Here is a 21,913-nt window from a genome sequence, read left to right as displayed (position 1 = left end):
GTTATTTATATGTACGTCTTTAAAAAACAGTATGGTCCGTATGAAAAGATTTTAAAAGTTTCGCACATAACCTACCCCATTTATTTTCAAAATAAAGGTGGAGGAGGTTTTTCATGTGAAGAATCTTAAAATCATTTGGATATATCGTTTAGGATTATTGTTACTTGTTTTTCTTTGTCTGCTCGTCTTTTTAAAAATTAAGCCGCTATGGGCACCGATTATTTTTGTATTTAAAGTAGCAATCACGCCGTTTCTTATCGCGTGTTTTATTGCGTATTTATTGCACCCTTTAATTGAAAAAATTCATAAGGAAGGGATGCCCCGTACACTTGCCATTTTGCTCATTTATATCCTTTTCTTTGGCGGAATTGGTTATGGGATTTATAAAGGAACACCAGTTGTTATTAAACAGTTACAAGAGATTAATGAACAATTTCCCCAGTTTACAAAGATGTACGATTCGTGGATGGATGGCGTTACAGAACAAACAGCGAATTTCCCTTCGTTCATTCATGAAAAGGTGAAGCAACTTTTTGTGGGTGTGGAAACGAAGATTCAAGCGCTTTTAAATAAAGTGATGAGTACAGCTCGTGGTGTACTCGATTCATTGCTCATTATTTTCTTAATACCGTTTATTGTATTTTACATATTAAAAGATTATGGTGAGTTTTATCATATCTTTTGGAAACTAGTCCCAAGTAAATGGCGAGGTACGGGGCAAATGCTTGCGAAAGAAATTGATAAGTCACTTGGAAGCTATATTCGAGGACAGTTATTTGTTTGTTTAGTATTAGGGGGAGTATCAGCTCTTTCTTTTTGGTTTATCGGTATGAAATATCCATTATTGCTTGGCATTATTATTGGGGTAACGGATATAATCCCATACTTCGGTCCTATTTTAGGAGCGATCCCGACGTTAATGATTGCAGCAACAGTATCAACGAGTTTACTTATTAAGGCGGGGATTACGATTGCGATTTTGCAATTTGTGGAGAGTAACATTTTATCGCCTTACATCGTTGGTAAGTCACTTCGTATGCATCCCGTTATTATTATGCTTGCCTTACTAGTTGGGGGAGAGGTAGCTGGGATTGTAGGATTGCTAATATCGGTTCCGATTTTAGCAGTTATTCGCACTGTCATTGTTCATGTGAGACCGCTCTTGAAAAAAGAAGATGTGTAAGTATAGAAGCCCTCTATGTAAGAAATAGAGGGCTAATCATATATTTATTTAGAAAGTTGCTCGTGTATTTTTTGAACGAGGGAGCTCACATCATTTGTTTGAATATGTTTTATTTTTTTCCATTCGTTATCATACATAAATATAATTTGATTGTTGAAAAGACGCTTTTGTTCTTTTAGATTAGAAATTTTTGCGAAAGAGTACTCTTCAAATATTGGATTCTTACTTACATCTGGCCCATAAAAGAATAGTCTTTTGTTCGTTAAAATTAGCAATCCTGGCCTTGCGACGGAACGATAAATAAATATGTCTAATGAACATGCTGCGTAAAATAATATCGTTTCGTCAGTCGCTAATATGTTTTTAGCTTTGCTAAGTAAGGTTGTCATTGTGATCGCTCCTTTATTTTATTAACAATAATTTAATTGTAGCAAAAAAAGTAATATTTAGAAATTTTTATAAATCATTCTTATAAGGAGATTCCGATTTGTTAATAAACGCATAATATATGAAAAGGCTGTTAAGAATGAATAGTAGAATACCTATGATTAATAAGCAATTAATACAATATAAATGATTATCTACATTGACAAACTTAAGAGAATTCTATTATATTTAGTCATATAATACATTAAATCAATGACGGAACAAGTACGTTACAGTCCATTTATAGAGAGAAGCTTCCATATGGCTGAAAGAAGCTTTAAATGAAGGGTAACAGAAAGCTAATCCTGAGAGCAGCTAATCACTGCCGTCTTGCCACGTTACGGCACCATGAGGTGATGAATTGATTGTTATTGTAATCAATTCATAATTAGGGTGGTATCGCGAGTTAACTCTCGTCCCTTTTATAGGGACGGGAGTTTTTTATATTTAAGGAGGAAAATACAATGAAACAACTAACAGGCGCACAAATTCGTCAAATGTTTTTAGACTTTTTCCAAGAAAAAGGACATGCAGTAGAACCTAGTGCATCACTAGTTCCACATGAAGATCCATCTCTTCTATGGATTAATAGTGGTGTAGCTACATTAAAAAAATATTTTGATGGACGTGTAATCCCACAAAATCCACGTATTACAAATGCTCAAAAATCAATTCGTACAAACGATATTGAAAACGTAGGGAAAACAGCTCGTCACCATACATTCTTTGAAATGTTAGGAAACTTCTCAATTGGTGATTACTTCAAAGAAGAAGCAATTACATGGGCTTGGGAATTCTTAACGAGCGACAAATGGATCGGATTCGATAAAGAATTACTATCAGTTACAATCCATCCAGAAGATGAAGAAGCATTCACAATTTGGAATGAGAAAATGGGCGTTCCAAAAGAGCGTATTATCCGCTTAGAAGAAAACTTCTGGGATATCGGTGAAGGGCCAAGTGGACCGAATACAGAGATTTTCTATGACCGCGGAGAAGCTTACGGTAATGACTTTAGTGACCCAGAATTATATCCAGGCGGAGAAAACGAGCGTTACTTAGAAGTATGGAACCTTGTATTCTCTCAATTTAACCATAATCCAGACGGTTCATATACACCACTTCCTAAGAAAAACATTGATACAGGGATGGGTCTAGAGCGTATGACATCTATCGTTCAAGATGTACCTACGAACTTTGATACAGACCTATTCATGCCGATGATTGGTGCAACAGAAACAATTTCTGGTGAAAAATATCGTAATGGCGATTTAGAAAAAGATATGGCATTCAAAGTAATTGCTGACCATATCCGTACAGTAACATTCGCTGTTGGTGACGGTGCTCTTCCATCTAACGAAGGCCGTGGTTATGTATTACGTCGTTTATTACGCCGCGCTGTTCGTTATTCGAAGAAATTAAACATCAACCGTCCATTTATGTTTGAATTAGTACCGGTTGTTGGAGAAGTAATGAAAGACTTCTATCCAGAAGTACTTGAAAAGAAAGATTTCATTGCGAAAGTTGTGAAGAACGAAGAAGAGCGTTTCCATGAAACACTTCATGATGGTGAAGCAATTTTAGCTGAAGTAATTGCAAAAGCAAAAGAAGAAAAAACAACTGTTATTTCTGGAGTAGATGCGTTCCGTCTATATGACACATACGGTTTCCCAATTGAATTAACAGAAGAATATGCAGAAGAAGCTGGCATGACAGTTGATCATGAAGGTTTTGAAAATGAAATGGAAAAACAACGTGAGCGTGCACGTGCTGCTCGTCAAGACGTTGATTCTATGCAAGTTCAAGGTGGTGTCCTTGGAGAAATTAAAGTAGCGAGCGAATTCGTTGGTTACGGTACAGTTGCAACAGAAAGTAACGTTGTTGCACTTGTGAAAAACGGCGAATACACAGACAGCTTACAAGCTGGTGAAGAAGGACAGTTAATTCTTGATGTAACACCATTCTATGCTGAGAGTGGTGGACAAATTGCAGACCGTGGTTACCTTCTTGCAGATGGTGTGAAAGTTCTTGTAAAAGACGTACAAAAAGCACCAAACGGCCAAAACTTGCATAAAGTTGTTGTTGAAGAAGGTACATTAACGAAAGATGCGGCTGTAAAAGCTATTATCGATACGAAAAACCGTAGTAGCGTTGTAAAAAATCATACAGCAACTCACTTACTACACCAAGCATTAAAAGACGTACTTGGAACACACGTTAACCAAGCAGGTTCTCTTGTAACTTCTGAACGTCTACGTTTTGACTTCTCTCACTTCGGTCAAGTACAAGCTGACGAATTAGAAAAAATTGAGCGTATGGTAAACGAAAAAATTTGGGAAAGTATTGATGTTGAGATTTCTCAAAAAGCAATCGAAGAAGCGAAAGAAATGGGCGCAATGGCATTATTCGGTGAAAAATACGGAGATGTTGTACGCGTTGTACAAGTTGGCGATTACAGCTTAGAGCTTTGTGGTGGTTGTCACGTTGATAATACAGCTTCTATCGGTATTTTCAAAATCGTTGCTGAGTCTGGTATTGGTGCAGGAACTCGTCGTATTGAAGCAGTAACTGGTAAGTCTGCATACGAATTAATGAACGATCAAGTAGGTTTATTAAAAGAAGCAGCAGGAAAAATGAAAACAAATCCGAAAGATATTTTAACAAGAGTTGATGGTCTATTTGCTGAAGTGAAACAACTGCAAAAAGAAAATGAATCTCTTGCTGCGAAATTAAGCAATATCGAAGCTGGAAACTTAACTGATTCTGTAATGACAGTTGATGGTGTGAATGTATTAGCAGCGAAAGTAAATGTTGCAGATATGAACAACTTACGTACGATGATGGATGATCTGAAAAATAAATTAGAGTCAGCAGTTGTTGTATTAGCGTCTGTTAATGACGATAAAGTAAACATCCTAGCAGGTGTAACGAAAGACTTAATTAGCCAAGGTTACCATGCTGGTAAACTTGTGAAAGAAGTAGCTTCTCGTTGCGGCGGTGGCGGTGGTGGCCGTCCTGATATGGCACAAGCAGGCGGTAAAAACCCAGCTCAAGTCGAAGAAGCTTTAGCATTTGTACAAGAGTACGTTAAATCTGTTTCAAAATAAAGAGATAGTAGTGTACAATGGTAGGGAGAGGAGAAGTTCTTCTCCCTATACTTACTATATAAGTGAGGTGCTTGAAATGGACGGTTTTGATAAAACAATGAAGTTTAGCATTCAAGATGAAAAACAGAGTGTCCATGTAAATGATGTACTTTTAACTGTGTATGATGCACTTCAAGAAAAAGGCTATAATCCGATTAACCAAATCGTCGGTTATTTATTAAGTGGAGACCCAGCATACATACCTCGCCATAAAGATGCACGTAGCATCATTCGCAAGCTTGAACGTGATGAGTTAATTGAAGAGCTTGTGAAGTCTTACTTGAAACATCATCGTGAGGAGTAGTTTATGCGGATATTAGGTTTAGATGTAGGTACAAAAACAGTCGGAGTTGCAATTAGCGACGAGATGGGCTGGACAGCACAAGGATTAGAAACAATTAAGATTAACGAAGAACGAGGTCACTTTGGTTTTGATCGTATTTCTGAGTTAGTAAAGCAGTACAATGTGGACAAAATAGTAGTAGGTTTACCTAAAAATATGAATGGTACAATTGGCCCACGTGGTGAAGCGTGCCAACAATTTGCAGAAAACCTACGAGAGCTGTTACAATTAGACGTTGTAATGTGGGACGAGCGTTTGTCAACAATGGCAGCGGAACGTCTACTCATTTCAGCCGATGTAAGCCGTAAGAAGCGAAAGCAAGTAATTGATAAGATGGCTGCAGTCGTAATCTTACAAGGATTTTTAGATAGTAAATAAGAGGTGACCAAAATGGAAGAAAATCAAATTACAATTGTAGACGAAAAAGGTAACGAACATTTATGTGAAATTATTTTCACTTTTGACGCTGAAAAATTTGGCAAAAAATCATACGTAGTCTTCTCTCCAATCGGTGAAGTAGACGAAGATGGAGACCAAATTTATGATGCAATGGCTTATGAGCAAAATGAAGAAGAGGGCGGAACTTTACTTCCAATCGAATCTGAAGAAGAGTGGGAAATGGTACAAGAAATGTTCAACACTCTAGCTGATGAGCAAGAAGCTGAATAATAAGTACTGAAAAGATGGACGACATACAGTCCATCTTTTTTTTGTATTTATATGTAAAATGAAAGATTTTTTGTCGAAACTGTGTAAGTCTTTGTAGTATAATGAGACGGATTGTAGAAAAATAAAGTGTCAATTAAAAAAGATAAGTGAATTTGTTGCGTTTTTACATCGTGCTGTATAGAAAGGTGTACATACGGTCTACAATTAAGTAAGGAGGAAATGTTTTGATAGAGAATCAAGTGAAAAAGAAGCGTAGACGCATCTTTTTATTTTCGATTATTGCACTGCTTTTAGTTTGTGGTTCAGTCTATGCGTATATTTCATCCGCATTAGGACCAGTTGATAGCGGGAATAAAAAAGAGATTGAAGTAGAAATTCCGAAAGGATCATCTACAAGTAAAATTGGAGAAATTTTAGAAGAAAAAGGCGCTGTAAAAAACGGTACAGTTTTTAGTTTTTATACAAAGGCTAAATCGAAAAGTTTACAAGCAGGTACATATTTATTAAATCCTTCAATGAATGCTGAAGATGTGATCGAACAAATGTCATCTGGCAACGTGCATCGTCCAGCTCTTTATAAAGTGACGATTAAAGAAGGGGCGCAAGTAACTGAAATTGCAGAAACGATTGCGACAGAACTAAAGTGGAATAAAGATGATGTTACGCGTCAATTAAACGATAAAGCATTTATTCAAAAAATGCAGCAAAAGTATCCGAAGTTATTAACGGATAAAATCTTTGATAGTAATATTAAATACCCATTAGAAGGTTATTTATATCCTGCAACGTATTCGTTTTATAAGAAAGATACGACGTTGGAAGAAATTGTAATTCTGATGCTTGAGAAAACAAATGCAATCATTGTTCAAAATGAGGCGAAAATGAAAGCGAAGAATTGGGATGTTCATCAGCTTTTAACATTATCTTCACTTATTGAAGAAGAGGCAACAGGTTTTACAGATCGTCAAAAGATCTCTAGTGTCTTTTATAATCGTTTAGCAAAAGGCATGCCACTTCAAACGGATCCAACGGTATTATATGCACTTGGAAAGCATAAACAACGTGTATTATACGAAGATTTAAAGGTCAACTCACCGTATAATACGTATGTTGTAAAAGGATTGCCGGTAGGGCCGATCGCAAACTCTGGTAAACATTCAGTGGAAGCTGCGTTAGAACCTGTGCAAACAGATTATTATTATTTCTTAGCTGCACCAAGTGGTGAAGTGTATTATGCGAAAACATTAGAAGAGCATAATGCATTAAAGCAAAAATACATTACGAAAAAACAGTGAAATGGGGAGGGATAGCGAAAAAAGTCGCACATCCCTCTTTTTTGTGGTAAAATATATCGGGTTAAAAACTGGCAGAAGAATCGTTTTTAATATCAAAACGGGACGTACAAGCTAAGGGTAAAGCTGGCTTGTATTTTTATTGCATTCTATGTGTGAAAAGACGTCATAGAGGCACTTCTCCATGTAAATAAGGAGGACCATTTATGGAGGATGCAGTTAACGAGTACCTATTATCATTTATTGATCCGAAAGATAAATTAATTCTTGAAATGGAAGAATATGCAACAGAAAATCATGTGCCGATTATGGATCGACTTGGAATGGAATTTATGCTGCAATTTTTACGTTTAATTGGACCGAAAAGCATTTTAGAACTTGGAACAGCAATCGGTTATTCTAGTATTCGTATGATGCAAGCTATTCCAAATTCACGTATTGTGACAGTTGAGCGCAATCGTGAGCGATATGAAAAAGCACTTGAATATATAGAACGTTCCCCAGTAACAGATCGTATTTCAGTTATTTACGGTGATGCGTTAGAGACAGGTGAACAAGTAAAAGAACACGGGACATTTGACGTTATTTTTATTGATGCAGCAAAAGGACAGTATCGTCGCTTTTTTGACTTATATGAACCGTTATTAAATCCTGGTGGAGTAATTATTTCAGATAATGTTATGTACCACGGTCTTGTAACGACAAAAGAGAAAATTGAAAACAGACGTACACGTGGTTTAATCCGTCGTATTAAGACGTACAATGAGTGGCTTATGAATCATGAAGGATATGATACAACGATTTTCCCAATTGGTGATGGAGTAGCTGTTAGTAAAAAGAGAGGGTGACCAAAGTATGAAGAAAACTGAATTGTTAGTAACGCCAAGAGCGGTGGCGGATATCGAACCTCTTGCGAAAGCAGGAGCAGATGCGGTAATGATCGGTGAGCAAAAGTTTGGTTTACGTTTAGCAGGGGAGTTTTCACGTGAAGATGTAAAACAAACTGTGAAGATTGCACATGAAAATGGTGTGAAAGTATACGTAGCCATGAACGCTATGTTCCACAACGATAAAGTAGAAGAATTAACAGATTACGTTTCATTTTTAAACGAAGTAAATGTAGATGCAATTGTTTTCGGAGATCCAGCGGTATTAATGGCTGTTCGCGAAGTAGCACCAAATATGCAGTTGCACTGGAATACAGAAACGACAGCAACAAACTGGTTCACTTGTAACTACTGGGGACAAAGAGGAGCGAAGCGCGCTGTATTAGCTCGTGAGCTGAGCTTAGATGAAATTGTTGATTTAAAAGAAAATGCTGAAGTGGAACTAGAAGTACAAATTCACGGTATGACTTGTATGTTCCAATCGAAGCGTTCATTAGTAGGAAACTACTTTGAGTATCAAGGACGTAATCTTGACATTGAAAAGAAAAAATATGAAGAGAATATGTTCTTATATGACCCAGAGCGTAACAATAAATATCCAATTTATGAAGATGAAAATGGTACTCACATTATGAGTCCGAACGATATTTGTTTCATCGATGAATTAGAGGAACTAATCGAAGCTGAAGTCGATAGCTTAAAAATCGACGGTGTACTAAAAAGCTCTGAATACATTATTGAAGTAACGAAGAAATATCGTCAAGCGATTGATTTATGCGTAGAAGATCGTGATGCATATTATGACGTGAAAGATGATCTATATAAAGAAATAGAAGAAATGCAACCAGTAAATCGTCCGTTAGATACAGGATTCTTCTTTAAAGAAACGGTTTACTAAACGAGGAGGGTGTAGGAAATGACTGTACAAGAAATTTCACGAGTGATCGATGGCAAACGTGTTATTGTGAAGAAACCTGAACTGTTAATCCCTGCGGGTAACTTAGAAAAATTAAAAGTAGCTATCCATTACGGGGCAGATGCTGTATATTTAGGTGGACAAGAATTTGGTCTTCGTTCGAATGCAGGTAACTTTACGCTAGAAGAAATGGCAGAAGGCGTTGAGTTTGCAAAGAAGTATGGAGCAAAAATATACGTAACAACAAATATCTTTGCACATAATGAAAATATGGACGGGCTAGAGGAATATTTAAAAGGGATTGAAAAAGCTGGCGTAACGGGAATTATCGTTGCTGATCCGCTTATCATTGAGACTTGTAAACGCGTAGCGCCTTCTGTTGAGGTGCATTTAAGCACACAGCAATCACTATCCAACTGGAAAGCAGCACAGTATTGGAAAGAAGAAGGTTTACATCGTCTTGTATTAGCTCGTGAAGCAAGCTATGAAGAAATGAAAGAAATTAAAGAAAAAGTGGATATTGAAATTGAAGCATTCGTACATGGTGCAATGTGTATCGCATATTCAGGAAGATGCACATTAAGTAACCATATGACAGCGCGTGATTCTAATCGTGGTGGTTGTTGCCAATCTTGCCGCTGGGATTATGATTTAGTTCAAACAGTATCACAACATAAAGATGCAAAAGAGCTTCCTCTATTCCAAGAAGGAGATGCTCACTTTGCGATGAGTCCAAAAGATTTAAATTTAATTTTATCAATTCCGAAAATGATTGAAATCGGAATCGATAGCTTAAAGGTAGAAGGACGTATGAAATCAATCCATTACGTAGCGACTGTAGCAACTGTATATCGTAAAGTAATTGATGCTTATTGTGCGGATCCAGATAACTTTGAGTTTAAACAAGAATGGTTAGATGAGCTTGATAAATGTGCAAATCGTGATACAGCTCCTGCATTCTTTGAAGGGGTTCCAGGACATCAAGAACAAATGTTTGGAAATCATAGTAAGAAAACAACGTATGATTTTGCTGGTTTAGTGTTAGATTATAATGAAGAAACGGGCATCGTAACGATTGAGCAACGTAATCATTTCAAACCAGGACATGAAGTGGAGTTCTTTGGACCAGAAATAGAAAACTTTACGCAAACGGTGGAGAAAATTTGGGATGAGGATGGAAACGAATTAGATGCAGCGAGACATCCGTTGCAAATCGTGAAATTCAAAGTGGATCAACGAGTGTATGTGAATAATATGATGCGCAAAAGCATACTTCAATAAGAAAGAGTGATAGTCGAATGGGGACGAATAAGCCTGTTGTAATTGGAATTGCTGGTGGTTCGGGATCAGGTAAAACGAGTGTAACGAAAGCGATTTTTGACCATTTTAAAGGTCATTCTATTTTAATCTTAGAGCAAGATTATTATTACAAAGATCAAAGCCATTTACCAATGGAAGAGCGTTTAAAAACAAATTATGATCATCCGCTTGCGTTTGATAATGATCTGTTAATTGAACATTTGCAGCAGTTGCTTGCATATGAGCAAATTGATAAGCCTGTATATGACTATACATTGCATACGCGTTCAGAAGAAATTATTCCAGTTGAGCCGAAAGATGTAATTATTTTAGAAGGAATTCTTATTTTAGAAGACCCACGTCTTTGCGAGTTAATGGACATTAAATTATTCGTTGATACGGATGCTGACCTTCGTATTCTGCGTCGCATGCAGCGTGATATTAAAGAGCGCGGTCGTACGATGGATTCAGTTATTGATCAGTACGTAAATGTTGTACGTCCAATGCACAATCAATTTATTGAGCCTTCTAAGAAATTTGCGGATATTATTATCCCTGAAGGTGGACAAAACCACGTTGCAATTGATATTATGGTGACAAAAATTGCAACAATTCTTGAACAAAAAGTAAATTTGTAATAGCATAGTAAAAGATATACGGTAGGAAGGGATTTTTTCCCTTCCTATCGAATACAATGAAACATGCAACCTCATCTATATATAGGTGAGGGCATATTTATATCAACTTTCCATACATATCTTCTTTATATAAAGAAGAATTGGAAATACGGGGTTGTATGTGACAACTCCGCTAGTGCAAGGGTACTAGAAACCTCCGCTAACAATGGAAGCGGAGGAGTTTTCATATGGAACTCCTCTTTTTTTCGGGGGATTGGTATATAAAAGGAGTGGAAAATATGTCAACAGAAAAAACATACCCTATGACGCAAGAGGGTAAGCAAAAACTAGAGAACGAACTTGAGCAATTAAAAACAGTAAGACGTAAAGAAGTAGTAGAACGTATTAAAATCGCACGTAGCTTCGGGGACCTTTCTGAGAACTCTGAGTACGATGCAGCGAAAGATGAGCAAGCGTTCGTAGAAGGACGTATTACACAATTAGAAAATATGATTCGTAATGCAGTTATCATTAAAGATACTGGCGAAGTATCAACTGTTGTTACATTAGGTAAAACAGTAACATTTAAAGAATTACCAAACGGAGATGAAGAAGCGTACACAATCGTAGGTAGCGCGGAAGCTGATCCATTCGAAGGAAGAATTTCTAACGATTCTCCAATCGCAAAAAGCTTATTAGGTAAGCAAATTGGTGAGAAAGTAACAATCCAAACACCAGGTGGAGAAATGCAAGTAGAGATTGTCTCTGTAAAATAAAAAAAAAGATTCTCCTATCGGGAGAATCTTTTTTTTTTATCCCGCTATTTGCCAGGCAGTAAGACCACTATCTCAAAATTCAGCGGAAGCAGAGAAGTTAAGTGGGTGTTGGGCTGCTCGTAAACGCCCGATTGGTGAGGGGTGATTAAACTTTCACTTTATCTGTAGAATAGAAAAATTTGTGTAAACCTGGGAGTGATTCGACAAAAAATGTCAAAAAAACATTTTAAACTTTGATATCATAATTGGAGAATATAGGTTTCAAAAGGGAAAAGGGGCTAATTATGAAACATAAAATCTTTACAGGGTTGGTTTGTAGTATCTCCATATTAGGACTTGCTGCCTGCGGAACGAAAGAGGAAACTACATCATCAAAGGGAGAAAAAGTGAAGCAAGAAGAAAAACAGGATATTAAAGCAACGGAGAGTTCAAAAGCCTTAGCAAATCCACAAGATAAAAAGGAATTCAATAATTTTGATGTAGCGTATCAATTAGCTATTGTGATGAAAATATTTCAAGATGTAACGATTAAGTACGATTATGCGATTGGGAATCCAGATTATTTATTGCGAGATTCGATGGATCAAAAAACAATAGATGATATGAAGAATATGTTACAAGAACAGGCGAAGAATAATGATAAAATTTTAAAAGATGAAGTGAATCAAGCATATACATATTTAAAACAATCGAAAGTAAGTAATAAAGATGACGTTCAAAAAATAATAGATGCACAAAATAATTATTTACATATTGTAGATAAGATGATTACTTGTATTGATTCTGTAACAGTTGAGAATGCAAAAGAAAAAAGAAATGAAATGGATAATTTCAGTAAGGACTATTTAAAAGTAGCGGCTAATGTAACAACTACTGTAATTGAAGTTGCTAAAAACACTGGAGTGAGTGAAACTGAATTTAAATCGCTTCTTACGAAATTTTTAGAGAAGCCAAAAAAACAATAATAGCTTTATATAATATCTATTTTTGTTTTGGAGCTTGTATAAATAAAATAGTACCTCGTCTAAACTACAATAGACGAGGTGTTTTTTATGAAAATAAAATGGAGAATTACAATTGTTTTAATTTGTTTTATGAGCGTTATGTTTTTATTGCTTTGTCGTTTAATCCAAATTCAAATTATAGATACAGAATCATTTACTGATCGCAAAATAAATTTAATTGAAAAAAGTGTTACGCAACGCACACAATCCATTACAGTAGACGATGGACGTGGGCAGTTTATAGATCGTAATGGTAAAGAAATAGGTGAGGAAAAATATCCTGTTTTAATTATTTTTCCATTTTTACAAATAAAAAATGACATGTTAGAGAAAATCGCGCATATCATTGGTGTGTCGAGACAAGAGATTAGAAGACAAATGAAAAATAACAAAAATGCATTTACCCTACAAGGAGAAACTGCTCCATTTCGAGTGACACGAGAGCAGATGGAGAAGGTAAATGAATTACATGTATTAGGTATTGTAGCAGCTGAAGTGCGATTAAAACAAACTGGAGAAATCAGTCATTTAATTGGTGATGTAGGGGAGAACGAAAGGGAATTTCAAAATCGATATGGAGAATTGAAAAAAATTTCAAAACAAACGCCGATAGGTATTTCAGGATTACAGCAATCATTTGATGAATTTCTATTGACTGATGGAGAGGCAAAAGTATTATATCAAGTAGATCGGCAAGGAGAACCAATTTTCGGAAAGCAAGCGAAATACACTTCACCAGGAAATCCGTTTTATCCAGTTAGGGTTCAAACTACTTTACATAAAGAGTTGCAGCAAAAAGCAGAAGAAGTGATTGAAGCAAATGAAATAAAGAAGGGGGGATTAGTATTACTTGATGTAAAGACAAATGAAATATTAGCGATGGTTAGTAAGCCGTCTTTACAAGTAAGGGATGAGAATTTATATAAAACTACACTTGAAAATCAAATGTTAACGCCACATTTTCCAGGCTCTGTTTTTAAAACAGTAGTTGCAGCTGCAGTCATTGATCAAAAAGTAAATTTGTTTAATCGGACATTTAACTGTAATAAAGATTTATATGGTGAAAACGACCCGCAAGTTAGGATGGGTACACTTAACTTTAAAGAGAGCTTTGCTAGGAGCTGTAACAGAACATTTTCCGAGTTAGGTAACGAGCTATTACAAAAGGATAGGACGGTGTTAGAAACATACGTAGCAGCTCTAGGAGCAAATGAAAAGGTTGGATGGAAAGGTTCTGTATTTCATACACCTCATTTTGAGCAAATGTCAGAAGAGAAAGGCACTACTATTTGGGGGAATGAAGAAAATAAAAGTAATAAAAAAGCGGTAGAACAAACAGCGATTGGACAGAAAGATGTACGTATATCACCTCTAGCAATTGCCAATATGATGGCGACGATTGCGAGGAATGGAGAAAAGATGGAAGTGAAAGCTGTTGAAAAAATAGTATATAAAAATGGAGCGGATTTTTTTACATTTGAGAGCCATACGTTAAATGGAAAACAGCTTTCGTATGAAACAGTGAAAACATTACAAGAGTTATTAAGAGGCGTTGTAACAAGGGAGAAAGGAACAGGAACGGCATTCCGTTCGTTGCCACTAAGTGTCGCTGGAAAATCCGGGACAGCGCAAACGGGGAAAGGGACGAGGGTGAATCGCTGGTTTGCAGGTTATTTTCCGTATGAGAATCCAAGATATGCTTTAGTTGTTGTTGATCTAGAGACTGATAGCAAAGTGAATAAAGTTACACCTATTTTTAAAGATATGGTGGGAGCAATCTATCAATTGGAGAATGAAAAGTAATCTTGCAATTTATAGTGAAATGTCTTCATTTCATGAAAATATCATTGTAAATGTTCAACCTTTCTAGATTTAATGTTACAATAGCAATTAGGAAAAACTGCATGGAGGTTTGGAGAATGGCAGGAGGATCAAGATTCCAACAGAAACAACAAAAACGTCGTCAAAACGGTGTTTTAAATATTGCAATCGCTATTGTATTACTATTAGTAGCTATTGTAGCATATCAATTGTTCGTTCCTAGTACGAAAGAGCAAGCATCTTCTACTGATAAGAAAGTCTCTCAACAAACAACAAAGAATGAGAAAGCTGGAAAATCAGAAGATAAAGAATCTGCTAAGAAAAAAGAAAAAGAACAAGAGCAAGCAGAAGCTAAGAAAAAAGCTGAAGAAGAGAAGCTAAAGGCTGAAGAAGAACAGAAAAAAGCTGAAGAAGAAGCGAAAGCTAACGAGAAAGTATCAGCTGAAAAAACTGTATCTAAGGCAAAAGAGGCTTACACAAAACCTTCTTGGAAAGCTGTAGGAACAGAACAAGGTTCATCACCGGCGATGACGTTTAAACAAGGGTCATCAGATTGGAATGAGATGCAAAGTGCAATTGCTGCAGGTGTTGAGATACCGAAAGAGCAATTAGTATTCCATTTTGTTGGAAGAGACAAAACTGGAAAGAGCAAAGCTTATGGTGATGTTCAAGATAAGCAAAGTGGGAAAAGATATTACGTAAATATTGATTGGGTAGACAATGAGGGCTGGAAACCAGTACTTGTTCAAACTCTAAACTAAAAAAGAGAAGCTCCTTAGGAGCTTCTCTTTTTTGTTAACGCAATTTCTTTAATTTAAAATGAACAACCGCGCTATAATACGGTCTTTTGCTTTCAGGATCCATAACCATTTGATGAGAGATGTGATGAACTTCAAGCATAAGCGCTTTATTATTATCGATTTGTTCACTAATTTTTCGTTCTAAAGAAGCTAAGTCTCCCGCTTCAAAAAACTCTACTTTATCTTCTAACATTTCAAAGGTAAATGACATGAAGACGGCCCCTCTCCTATGTAATCAACTATAGTGTAACAAAGAAAAGAAGCAAATACCATGTACATTTCAATTGACATTTTTAGAAAGAGGGAATATCATACTGATAAAACCGATAAGAAAAAGGGGAATTTTTATGGGTACAGAATTTAATGGTTTATTTGATGAGTGGGCTCATACGTACGACTCATTTGTACAAGGCGAAGATATACAATATAAAGAAGTTTTCGCCCATTATGAGGACATTCTAGAGGATGTAGTTAACAAGTCATTTGGTAATGTATTAGAATTTGGTGTCGGTACAGGTAATTTAACAAATAAATTATTACTTGCTGGCCGCACAGTTTACGGTATAGAACCGTCGCGTGAAATGCGCATGATTGCAAAAGAGAAATTGCCAAAAGAATTTTCAATTACAGAGGGTGATTTTCTTTCGTTTGAAGTTCCAAATTCAATTGATACCATTGTAAGCACCTATGCATTTCATCATTTAACAGATGATGAAAAAAATGTAGCGATTGCGAAGTATAGTCAATTGCTAAACAAAGGTGGTAAAATAGTGTTTGCTGATACGATATTTGCAGATCAAGATGCATATGATAAAACTGTTGAAACAGCACAAGAAAGAGGTTTCCACCAGTTAGCAAACGATTTGCAAACGGAATACTATACACGTATTCCAGTTATGCAGACTATTTTTGAAAACAATGGCTTCCATGTAACATTCACGAGATTAAATCATTTCGTTTGGGTAATGGAGGCAACTAAGCAATAGAAAGAGGGATTAGATTGAGAATTGCTGTAATTGGAGCAATGGAAGAAGAAGTACGTATTTTACGTGACAAATTAGAACAAGCAGAAACAGAAACGGTTGCTGGTTGTGAATTTACGAAAGGGCTATTAGCAGGGCATGAAGTAATCTTGTTAAAGTCTGGTATTGGTAAAGTAAACGCAGCGATGTCAACGACAATTTTATTAGAAAAATATAAGCCTGAAAAAGTAATTAATACTGGTTCAGCTGGTGGATTCCATCATTCTCTAAACGTTGGTGATGTAGTTATTTCCACTGAAGTTCGTCACCATGACGTAGATGTAACAGCATTTAACTATGAATATGGTCAAGTACCAGGAATGCCGCCTGGATTTAAAGCTGATGAGGCGTTAGTTGCATTAGCTGAGAAATGTATGCAGGCTGAAGAAAATATTCAAGTTGTAAAAGGTATGATTGCAACAGGTGATTCATTTATGAGTGATCCGAACCGCGTTGCAGCCATCCGTGATAAATTTGAAAATCTTTATGCGGTAGAAATGGAAGCAGCAGCTGTTGCACAAGTATGCCACCAATATGAAATTCCGTTTGTTATCATTCGCGCACTTTCTGATATTGCTGGTAAAGAATCAAATGTTTCATTTGATCAGTTTTTAGATCAAGCAGCTCTTCATTCTACAAACTTTATCGTAAAAGTGTTAGAAGAGTTAAAGTAATGTAACAAAAAGGCAACTGTCTCATATAAAGAAAATACATACAGTTGCCTTTTCTTTATTGGCAAACAAGGGGGAGAACACGATGAATGTATATCGTGGAGTTCATGAGTTAATTGGTCATACACCAATTGTAGAAATTACTCGTTTTTCACTTCCAACAGGGGTCCGTTTATTTGCAAAGCTTGAATTTTATAATCCAGGCGGAAGCGTTAAGGATCGTTTAGGAAGAGAATTAATCGAAGATGCGCTAGAAAAAGGGCTTGTTACCCAGGGTGGAACAATTATTGAACCGACTGCTGGGAATACTGGTATTGGACTGGCACTTGCAGCATTAGAACATGATTTACGTGTTATTGTTTGTGTACCAGAGAAATTTAGTATTGAAAAACAAGAATTAATGAAAGCACTAGGTGCAACTGTCGTGCATACACCGACTGAGCAAGGAATGACCGGTGCAATTGCCAAAGCAAAAGAGTTAGTAAATGAAATACCGAATTCATACTCTCCAAGTCAGTTCGCAAATGAGGCAAATCCTCGTGCATATTTTAAAACATTAGGACCTGAACTGTGGGACGCATTGAATGGAGAGATTAACATATTTGTTGCTGGAGCAGGAACTGGCGGTACATTTATGGGGACTGCATCTTATTTGAAAGAAAAAAATATAGATATTAAAACAGTTATCGTAGAGCCAGAAGGATCTATTTTAAATGGTGGTAAGGCTGGTTCACATGAGACCGAAGGAATTGGACTGGAATTTATCCCGCCATTTTTGAAGACATCTTATTTTGATGAAATTCATACGATTTCTGATCGAAATGCATTTTTACGAGTGAAAGAATTAGCGCAAAAAGAAGGACTTCTCGTTGGGAGCTCTTCAGGAGCAGCATTTCATGCGAGCTTACTTGAGGCAGAGAAGGCAGCACCAGGTACAAATATTGTAACCATTTTTCCTGATAGCAGTGAGCGCTATTTAAGTAAAGACATATACAAAGGATGGGAATAAAAAATGAGAGCAAAGACAAAGTTAATTCATGGTATTCGCATAGGAGAACCTTCAACTGGATCTGTAAACGTACCGATTTATCAAACAAGTACGTACAAACAAGAAGCAGTTGGTAAGCATCAAGGATATGAATATTCACGTACAGGTAACCCAACACGTGCAGCTTTAGAAGAAATGATTGCTGTATTAGAAAATGGGCATGCTGGATTTGCATTTGGTTCGGGAATGGCTGCTATTACAGCGACAATTATGTTGTTCTCAAAAGGTGACCACGTTATTTTAACAGATGATGTTTATGGCGGAACATACCGCGTTATTACAAAAGTATTAAACCGTTTCGGTATTGAGCATACATTTGTAGATACAACAAACTTAGAGGAAGTTAAAGAAGCGATTCGTCCAAATACGAAAGCAATTTATGTGGAAACACCAACGAACCCACTACTAAAAATTACTGATATTAAGAAAATATCTACTCTTGCTAAAGAGAAAGACTTATTAACAATTATTGATAACACATTCATGACGCCATATTGGCAGTCGCCGATTTCTTTAGGAGCAGATATTGTGCTTCATAGTGCAACGAAATATTTAGGAGGTCATAGTGACGTAGTTGCAGGTCTAGTAGTTGTAAATAGCCCACAACTAGCAGAAGATCTTCACTTTGTACAAAACTCAACAGGAGGTATTCTTGGGCCGCAAGATAGCTTCTTACTACTTCGTGGTTTAAAAACATTAGGAATTCGTATGGAAGAACATGAAACGAATTCACGCGCTATTGCTGAGTTCTTAAATAATCATCCAAAAGTAAATAAAGTATATTACCCAGGTCTTGAATCACATCAAAACCACGAATTAGCAACAGAACAAGCAAATGGATTTGGTGCTATTATCTCATTTGATGTAGATAGTGAAGAGACATTAAATAAAGTACTTGAGAAATTGCAGTACTTTACACTTGCTGAAAGTTTAGGAGCAGTAGAAAGTTTAATTTCTATTCCATCTCAAATGACACATGCATCAATCCCAGCTGATCGCCGCAAAGAATTAGGAATTACAGATACATTAATTCGTATTTCTGTCGGTATTGAAGATGGTGAAGATTTAATTGAAGATTTAGCACAAGCGCTAGCATAATAAAAAAACGCACTGCTAATATAGAGCAGTGCGTTTTTTTATTACATCATTTTGTGAAATATTTCACAAAATAGACATACACAAACGAAATGATTTCATGTATATTGAATTCAGGAAATGTTACTCACGAACAAACTTGTGAAACATTTCACAAACAATGAAATTCATGTAGGAAAGCATCTCTATTTTTTTATGTTAATTGGGACTTATTTTGACCTATAGGGACATATAAGGACCGTGATAGTAGAATAGGAGGAAATTTACATGGTAGTCAAAGAGAAAGTTGTAAATGAAATGCAGGAAGTAAAAAAGATGATTGATACGCTAGTAAATAATGGTCAACAAGCTTTACAAGCATTAGAAAGTTTTACACAAGAGGAAATTGACAACATTGTTCATGAAATGGCATTAGCAGGTGTTGATCAACATATGCCGCTAGCAAAATTGGCAGTTGAAGAAACTGGCCGTGGTGTATATGAAGACAAATGCATTAAAAATGTTTTTGCCACTGAATATATTTGGCATAGTATAAAGCAGGATAAAACGGTAGGAATTATTCACGAAGATTCTCATGAAGAAATAATAGAAATCGCGGAACCTGTCGGTGTAGTAGCTGGGGTAACGCCAGTAACGAATCCAACGTCGACAACAATGTTTAAAGCGTTAATTGCGATAAAAACAAGAAATCCAATTATTTTCGCATTTCATCCTTCCGCACAAAAATGTTCTGTGGCAGCGGCGAAAACAGTATATGATGCAGCGATGAAAGCTGGTGCACCAAAACACTGTATTCAATGGATTGAAAGACCGTCTGTTGAAGCGACGAAACAATTAATGAACCATGATGGTGTAGCACTCGTTCTAGCAACTGGAGGCGCTGGTATGGTGAAATCAGCTTACTCTACTGGAAAACCAGCGTTAGGTGTTGGGCCTGGTAATGTACCGTGTTATATAGAAAAATCAGCACATGTAAAACGAGCTGTTAATGATTTAATTTTATCGAAAACATTTGATAACGGTATGATTTGTGCATCGGAACAAGCAATCATTGTCGATAAAGAAATCTATGATGATGTTAAAACAGAAATGATTGAAAACAATTGTTACTTTGTAACAGAAGAAGAAAGAAAAAAATTAGAAAAGCTTGTTATAAATGAAAATACATGTGCTGTAAATAGTGATATTGTAGGGAAATCAGCACAGTATATTGCCGATTTAGTTGGGATTACTGTTCCTGAACATACAAAAATGCTTGTAGCTGAAATTCAAGGTATCGGAGCAGCATATCCGTTATCTCGTGAGAAACTGAGTCCAGTATTAGCTTGTGTGAAGGCGAATTCATTAGAAGAAGGATTTACATATTGCGAAGAAATGTTGAACCTAGGTGGTTTAGGACATTCAGCAGTTATCCATTCTACAAATAAAGATGTGCAAAAGCAATTTGGGTTACGTATGAAAGCTTGCCGTCTCATTGTAAATGCACCTTCATCACAAGGTGGAATAGGGGATATATATAATGGATTTATTCCATCACTTACACTTGGTTGTGGTTCATACGGAAAGAATTCAGTTTCCCAAAATGTAACAGCCACTCATTTATTAAATATAAAAAGGCTGGCAAATAGAAAAAAGAATATGCAGTGGTTCAAATTGCCACCAAAAATTTATTTTGAAAAACATGCTACAGCTTATTTAGCAAATATGCCTAACATTTCACGTGCATTTATTGTAACGGATCCTGGAATGGTTGAACATGGCTATGTCGATACAGTCGCGCACTATTTAAACAAGCATGCAAATGATGTGAAAGTTGAAGTTTTCTTTGAGGTCGAACCAGATCCATCAGATGAAACTGTTTTTAAAGGTGCGGAAATGATGAGAAGCTTTAAGCCAGATGTAATTATCGCACTTGGTGGTGGTTCAGCTATGGATGCAGCAAAAGGAATGTGGTTATTCTATGAGCATCCAGAAACGACATTCTATGGCATTAAACAGAAGTTTTTAGATATAAGAAAACGTACATGTAAATATCCGGAATTAGGAAATAAGGCGCAGTTTGTTGCGATTCCAACGACATCAGGAACGGGATCAGAAGTGACACCATTTGCGGTTATTACCGATAAGAAAAATAATATAAAGTATCCGCTTGCAGATTATGAATTAACACCAGATGTAGCAATTGTTGATCCGCAATTTGTAATGACAGTACCACCACATGTAACAGCAGATACTGGTATGGATGTTTTAACACATGCAATTGAGGCGTATGTGTCTGTTATGGCAAATGACTATACAGATGGATTAGCATTAAAAGCTATTGATCTCGTATTCAAATATTTACCGAGAGCATATAAAGATGGAAATGATGAAGAAGCAAGAGAAAAAATGCATAACGCTTCTGCAATTGCAGGTATGGCATTTGCAAATGCTTTCCTCGGTATTAATCACAGCTTAGCACATAAAATTGGACCAGAATTCCATATTCCGCACGGACGCGCAAATGCCATTCTAATGCCGCATGTAGTCCGCTATAATGCTATTAAGCCAAGAAAACACGCATTGTTCCCAAAATATGAGCACTTTGTGGCAGATGAAAGATATGCACATATAGCGAGAATGCTCGGGCTTCCAGCAAGCTCGGCAGCAGAAGGGGTGGAATCACTCGTCAAAGCAATTATTGAGCTTGGAAAAAGCTTAAATATTAATATGAGTATTGCAGGACAAGGAGTAGATAAAGAGCAATTTGAAGAGGTTGTTGGAGTATTAGCAGAAAGAGCTTTTGAAGATCAATGTACAACTGCTAATCCAAAGTTGCCACTTATTTCAGAACTGAAAGAAATTTATATGGAAGCATATAAAGGTGAATAATGATTACAAAAGAGCCGCAGTAAAGCG

At 36.4% G+C, this 21,913-nt stretch carries 21 protein-coding genes and 1 other annotated feature; of the genes, 19 read left to right on the top strand and 2 right to left on the bottom strand.

What is annotated here, in order from left to right; genetic code table 11:
* The first annotated feature begins 115 nt into the window (after nucleotides 1-115).
* The gene (locus ACUN13_RS03370) at nucleotides 116-1,183 is read left to right on the top strand and encodes an AI-2E family transporter (RefSeq protein ID WP_000793128.1); all 1,068 of its coding nucleotides are present in this window, start codon (nucleotides 116-118) and stop codon (nucleotides 1,181-1,183) included.
* 44 nt (nucleotides 1,184-1,227) lie between these two features.
* Here the strand turns inward: ACUN13_RS03370 and ACUN13_RS03365 are convergent, their stop codons facing one another.
* Nucleotides 1,228-1,572 carry a PH domain-containing protein gene (locus ACUN13_RS03365; RefSeq protein WP_000209578.1) on the bottom strand — a complete coding sequence of 115 codons (345 nt, stop codon included), beginning with the start codon at nucleotides 1,570-1,572 and terminating at the stop codon, nucleotides 1,228-1,230.
* 241 nt (nucleotides 1,573-1,813) lie between these two features.
* Nucleotides 1,814-2,033: a binding site (T-box leader), on the top strand.
* A 40-nt stretch (nucleotides 2,034-2,073) separates the two neighbouring features.
* Between ACUN13_RS03365 and alaS the strand changes: the two genes are divergently transcribed.
* The 13 genes from alaS (at nucleotide 2,074) to ACUN13_RS03300 (ending at nucleotide 15,140) form a co-directional block, all read left to right on the top strand.
* Nucleotides 2,074-4,716, top strand: a complete 2,643-nt coding sequence (alaS, locus tag ACUN13_RS03360; protein WP_000811825.1) for an alanine--tRNA ligase — start codon at nucleotides 2,074-2,076, stop codon at nucleotides 4,714-4,716.
* A 76-nt stretch (nucleotides 4,717-4,792) separates the two neighbouring features.
* Nucleotides 4,793-5,059, top strand: a complete 267-nt coding sequence (locus tag ACUN13_RS03355) for an IreB family regulatory phosphoprotein (protein WP_000348590.1) — start codon at nucleotides 4,793-4,795, stop codon at nucleotides 5,057-5,059.
* 3 nt (nucleotides 5,060-5,062) lie between these two features.
* The gene (gene ruvX, locus ACUN13_RS03350) at nucleotides 5,063-5,476 is read left to right on the top strand and encodes a Holliday junction resolvase RuvX (RefSeq protein ID WP_001221193.1); all 414 of its coding nucleotides are present in this window, start codon (nucleotides 5,063-5,065) and stop codon (nucleotides 5,474-5,476) included.
* Nucleotides 5,477-5,488: 12 nt separating this feature from the next.
* On the top strand, nucleotides 5,489-5,767 hold the full coding sequence (locus tag ACUN13_RS03345) for a DUF1292 domain-containing protein (protein WP_000392247.1): 279 nt from the start codon (nucleotides 5,489-5,491) through the stop codon (nucleotides 5,765-5,767).
* A 224-nt stretch (nucleotides 5,768-5,991) separates the two neighbouring features.
* On the top strand, nucleotides 5,992-7,062 hold the full coding sequence (mltG, locus tag ACUN13_RS03340) for an endolytic transglycosylase MltG (RefSeq protein WP_445423661.1): 1,071 nt from the start codon (nucleotides 5,992-5,994) through the stop codon (nucleotides 7,060-7,062).
* A 203-nt stretch (nucleotides 7,063-7,265) separates the two neighbouring features.
* Nucleotides 7,266-7,907 carry an O-methyltransferase gene (locus ACUN13_RS03335; protein ID WP_000389102.1) on the top strand — a complete coding sequence of 214 codons (642 nt, stop codon included), beginning with the start codon at nucleotides 7,266-7,268 and terminating at the stop codon, nucleotides 7,905-7,907.
* 7 nt (nucleotides 7,908-7,914) lie between these two features.
* A complete protein-coding gene (locus tag ACUN13_RS03330; RefSeq protein WP_025686953.1) occupies nucleotides 7,915-8,844 on the top strand; it encodes a peptidase U32 family protein in 930 nt (309 codons plus the stop codon).
* Nucleotides 8,845-8,862: 18 nt separating this feature from the next.
* On the top strand, nucleotides 8,863-10,143 hold the full coding sequence (locus ACUN13_RS03325; RefSeq protein ID WP_000217974.1) for a peptidase U32 family protein: 1,281 nt from the start codon (nucleotides 8,863-8,865) through the stop codon (nucleotides 10,141-10,143).
* Nucleotides 10,144-10,160: 17 nt separating this feature from the next.
* Nucleotides 10,161-10,799, top strand: coding sequence for a uridine kinase (gene udk, locus ACUN13_RS03320; RefSeq protein WP_000537078.1), 639 nt, complete (start codon nucleotides 10,161-10,163; stop codon nucleotides 10,797-10,799).
* 278 nt (nucleotides 10,800-11,077) lie between these two features.
* Nucleotides 11,078-11,554, top strand: a complete 477-nt coding sequence (gene greA / locus ACUN13_RS03315) for a transcription elongation factor GreA (protein ID WP_000102591.1) — start codon at nucleotides 11,078-11,080, stop codon at nucleotides 11,552-11,554.
* Nucleotides 11,555-11,838: 284 nt separating this feature from the next.
* A complete protein-coding gene (locus ACUN13_RS03310; protein WP_025686954.1) occupies nucleotides 11,839-12,519 on the top strand; it encodes a hypothetical protein in 681 nt (226 codons plus the stop codon).
* 87 nt (nucleotides 12,520-12,606) lie between these two features.
* Nucleotides 12,607-14,361, top strand: coding sequence for a peptidoglycan D,D-transpeptidase FtsI family protein (locus tag ACUN13_RS03305; RefSeq protein WP_025686955.1), 1,755 nt, complete (start codon nucleotides 12,607-12,609; stop codon nucleotides 14,359-14,361).
* A 116-nt stretch (nucleotides 14,362-14,477) separates the two neighbouring features.
* Nucleotides 14,478-15,140 carry a YrrS family protein gene (locus tag ACUN13_RS03300; protein WP_000897098.1) on the top strand — a complete coding sequence of 221 codons (663 nt, stop codon included), beginning with the start codon at nucleotides 14,478-14,480 and terminating at the stop codon, nucleotides 15,138-15,140.
* A 34-nt stretch (nucleotides 15,141-15,174) separates the two neighbouring features.
* Here the strand turns inward: ACUN13_RS03300 and ACUN13_RS03295 are convergent, their stop codons facing one another.
* A complete protein-coding gene (locus ACUN13_RS03295; RefSeq protein ID WP_000010984.1) occupies nucleotides 15,175-15,390 on the bottom strand; it encodes a YrzA family protein in 216 nt (71 codons plus the stop codon).
* A gap of 136 nt (nucleotides 15,391-15,526) precedes the next feature.
* Here ACUN13_RS03295 and ACUN13_RS03290 point away from each other — a divergent pair, with 136 nt between their 5' ends.
* The 5 genes from ACUN13_RS03290 (at nucleotide 15,527) to adhE (ending at nucleotide 21,886) form a co-directional block, all read left to right on the top strand.
* On the top strand, nucleotides 15,527-16,165 hold the full coding sequence (locus tag ACUN13_RS03290) for a class I SAM-dependent DNA methyltransferase (RefSeq protein WP_000536321.1): 639 nt from the start codon (nucleotides 15,527-15,529) through the stop codon (nucleotides 16,163-16,165).
* Nucleotides 16,166-16,179: 14 nt separating this feature from the next.
* Nucleotides 16,180-16,875, top strand: coding sequence for a 5'-methylthioadenosine/S-adenosylhomocysteine nucleosidase (gene mtnN, locus ACUN13_RS03285; protein ID WP_001217024.1), 696 nt, complete (start codon nucleotides 16,180-16,182; stop codon nucleotides 16,873-16,875).
* An 82-nt stretch (nucleotides 16,876-16,957) separates the two neighbouring features.
* Nucleotides 16,958-17,881: an O-acetylserine dependent cystathionine beta-synthase gene (locus ACUN13_RS03280; protein ID WP_001103883.1), complete on the top strand. Its 924-nt coding sequence runs from the start codon at nucleotides 16,958-16,960 to the stop codon at nucleotides 17,879-17,881.
* A 3-nt stretch (nucleotides 17,882-17,884) separates the two neighbouring features.
* Nucleotides 17,885-19,018, top strand: coding sequence for a bifunctional cystathionine gamma-lyase/homocysteine desulfhydrase (locus tag ACUN13_RS03275; protein ID WP_001201917.1), 1,134 nt, complete (start codon nucleotides 17,885-17,887; stop codon nucleotides 19,016-19,018).
* A 264-nt stretch (nucleotides 19,019-19,282) separates the two neighbouring features.
* Complete coding sequence (adhE, locus tag ACUN13_RS03270; RefSeq protein WP_000260512.1) at nucleotides 19,283-21,886, top strand: bifunctional acetaldehyde-CoA/alcohol dehydrogenase; 2,604 nt, start codon at nucleotides 19,283-19,285, stop codon at nucleotides 21,884-21,886.
* Nucleotides 21,887-21,913: the final 27 nt, after the last annotated feature.

This window comes from Bacillus cereus group sp. Bce041 (genome assembly GCF_052646455.1).
This window is presented reverse-complemented; position numbering and strand designations above follow the sequence as displayed.

Bases quoted from the DNA above. Each gene is read 5' to 3' on its own strand.
- greA (WP_000102591.1), top strand. From the start codon at position 11,078: ATGTCAACAGAAAAAACATACCCTATGACGCAAGAGGGTAAGCAAAAA.
- ACUN13_RS03290 (WP_000536321.1), top strand. From the start codon at position 15,527: ATGGGTACAGAATTTAATGGTTTATTTGATGAGTGGGCTCATACGTAC.
- ACUN13_RS03295 (WP_000010984.1), bottom strand. From the start codon at position 15,390: ATGTCATTTACCTTTGAAATGTTAGAAGATAAAGTAGAGTTTTTTGAA.
- ACUN13_RS03310 (WP_025686954.1), top strand. From the start codon at position 11,839: ATGAAACATAAAATCTTTACAGGGTTGGTTTGTAGTATCTCCATATTA.
- ACUN13_RS03275 (WP_001201917.1), top strand. From the start codon at position 17,885: ATGAGAGCAAAGACAAAGTTAATTCATGGTATTCGCATAGGAGAACCT.
- ruvX (WP_001221193.1), top strand. From the start codon at position 5,063: ATGCGGATATTAGGTTTAGATGTAGGTACAAAAACAGTCGGAGTTGCA.
- ACUN13_RS03300 (WP_000897098.1), top strand. From the start codon at position 14,478: ATGGCAGGAGGATCAAGATTCCAACAGAAACAACAAAAACGTCGTCAA.
- ACUN13_RS03305 (WP_025686955.1), top strand. From the start codon at position 12,607: ATGAAAATAAAATGGAGAATTACAATTGTTTTAATTTGTTTTATGAGC.
- ACUN13_RS03345 (WP_000392247.1), top strand. From the start codon at position 5,489: ATGGAAGAAAATCAAATTACAATTGTAGACGAAAAAGGTAACGAACAT.
- ACUN13_RS03355 (WP_000348590.1), top strand. From the start codon at position 4,793: ATGGACGGTTTTGATAAAACAATGAAGTTTAGCATTCAAGATGAAAAA.
- adhE (WP_000260512.1), top strand. From the start codon at position 19,283: ATGGTAGTCAAAGAGAAAGTTGTAAATGAAATGCAGGAAGTAAAAAAG.
- alaS (WP_000811825.1), top strand. From the start codon at position 2,074: ATGAAACAACTAACAGGCGCACAAATTCGTCAAATGTTTTTAGACTTT.
- ACUN13_RS03325 (WP_000217974.1), top strand. From the start codon at position 8,863: ATGACTGTACAAGAAATTTCACGAGTGATCGATGGCAAACGTGTTATT.
- udk (WP_000537078.1), top strand. From the start codon at position 10,161: ATGGGGACGAATAAGCCTGTTGTAATTGGAATTGCTGGTGGTTCGGGA.
- ACUN13_RS03280 (WP_001103883.1), top strand. From the start codon at position 16,958: ATGAATGTATATCGTGGAGTTCATGAGTTAATTGGTCATACACCAATT.
- ACUN13_RS03335 (WP_000389102.1), top strand. From the start codon at position 7,266: ATGGAGGATGCAGTTAACGAGTACCTATTATCATTTATTGATCCGAAA.
- ACUN13_RS03365 (WP_000209578.1), bottom strand. From the start codon at position 1,572: ATGACAACCTTACTTAGCAAAGCTAAAAACATATTAGCGACTGACGAA.
- ACUN13_RS03330 (WP_025686953.1), top strand. From the start codon at position 7,915: ATGAAGAAAACTGAATTGTTAGTAACGCCAAGAGCGGTGGCGGATATC.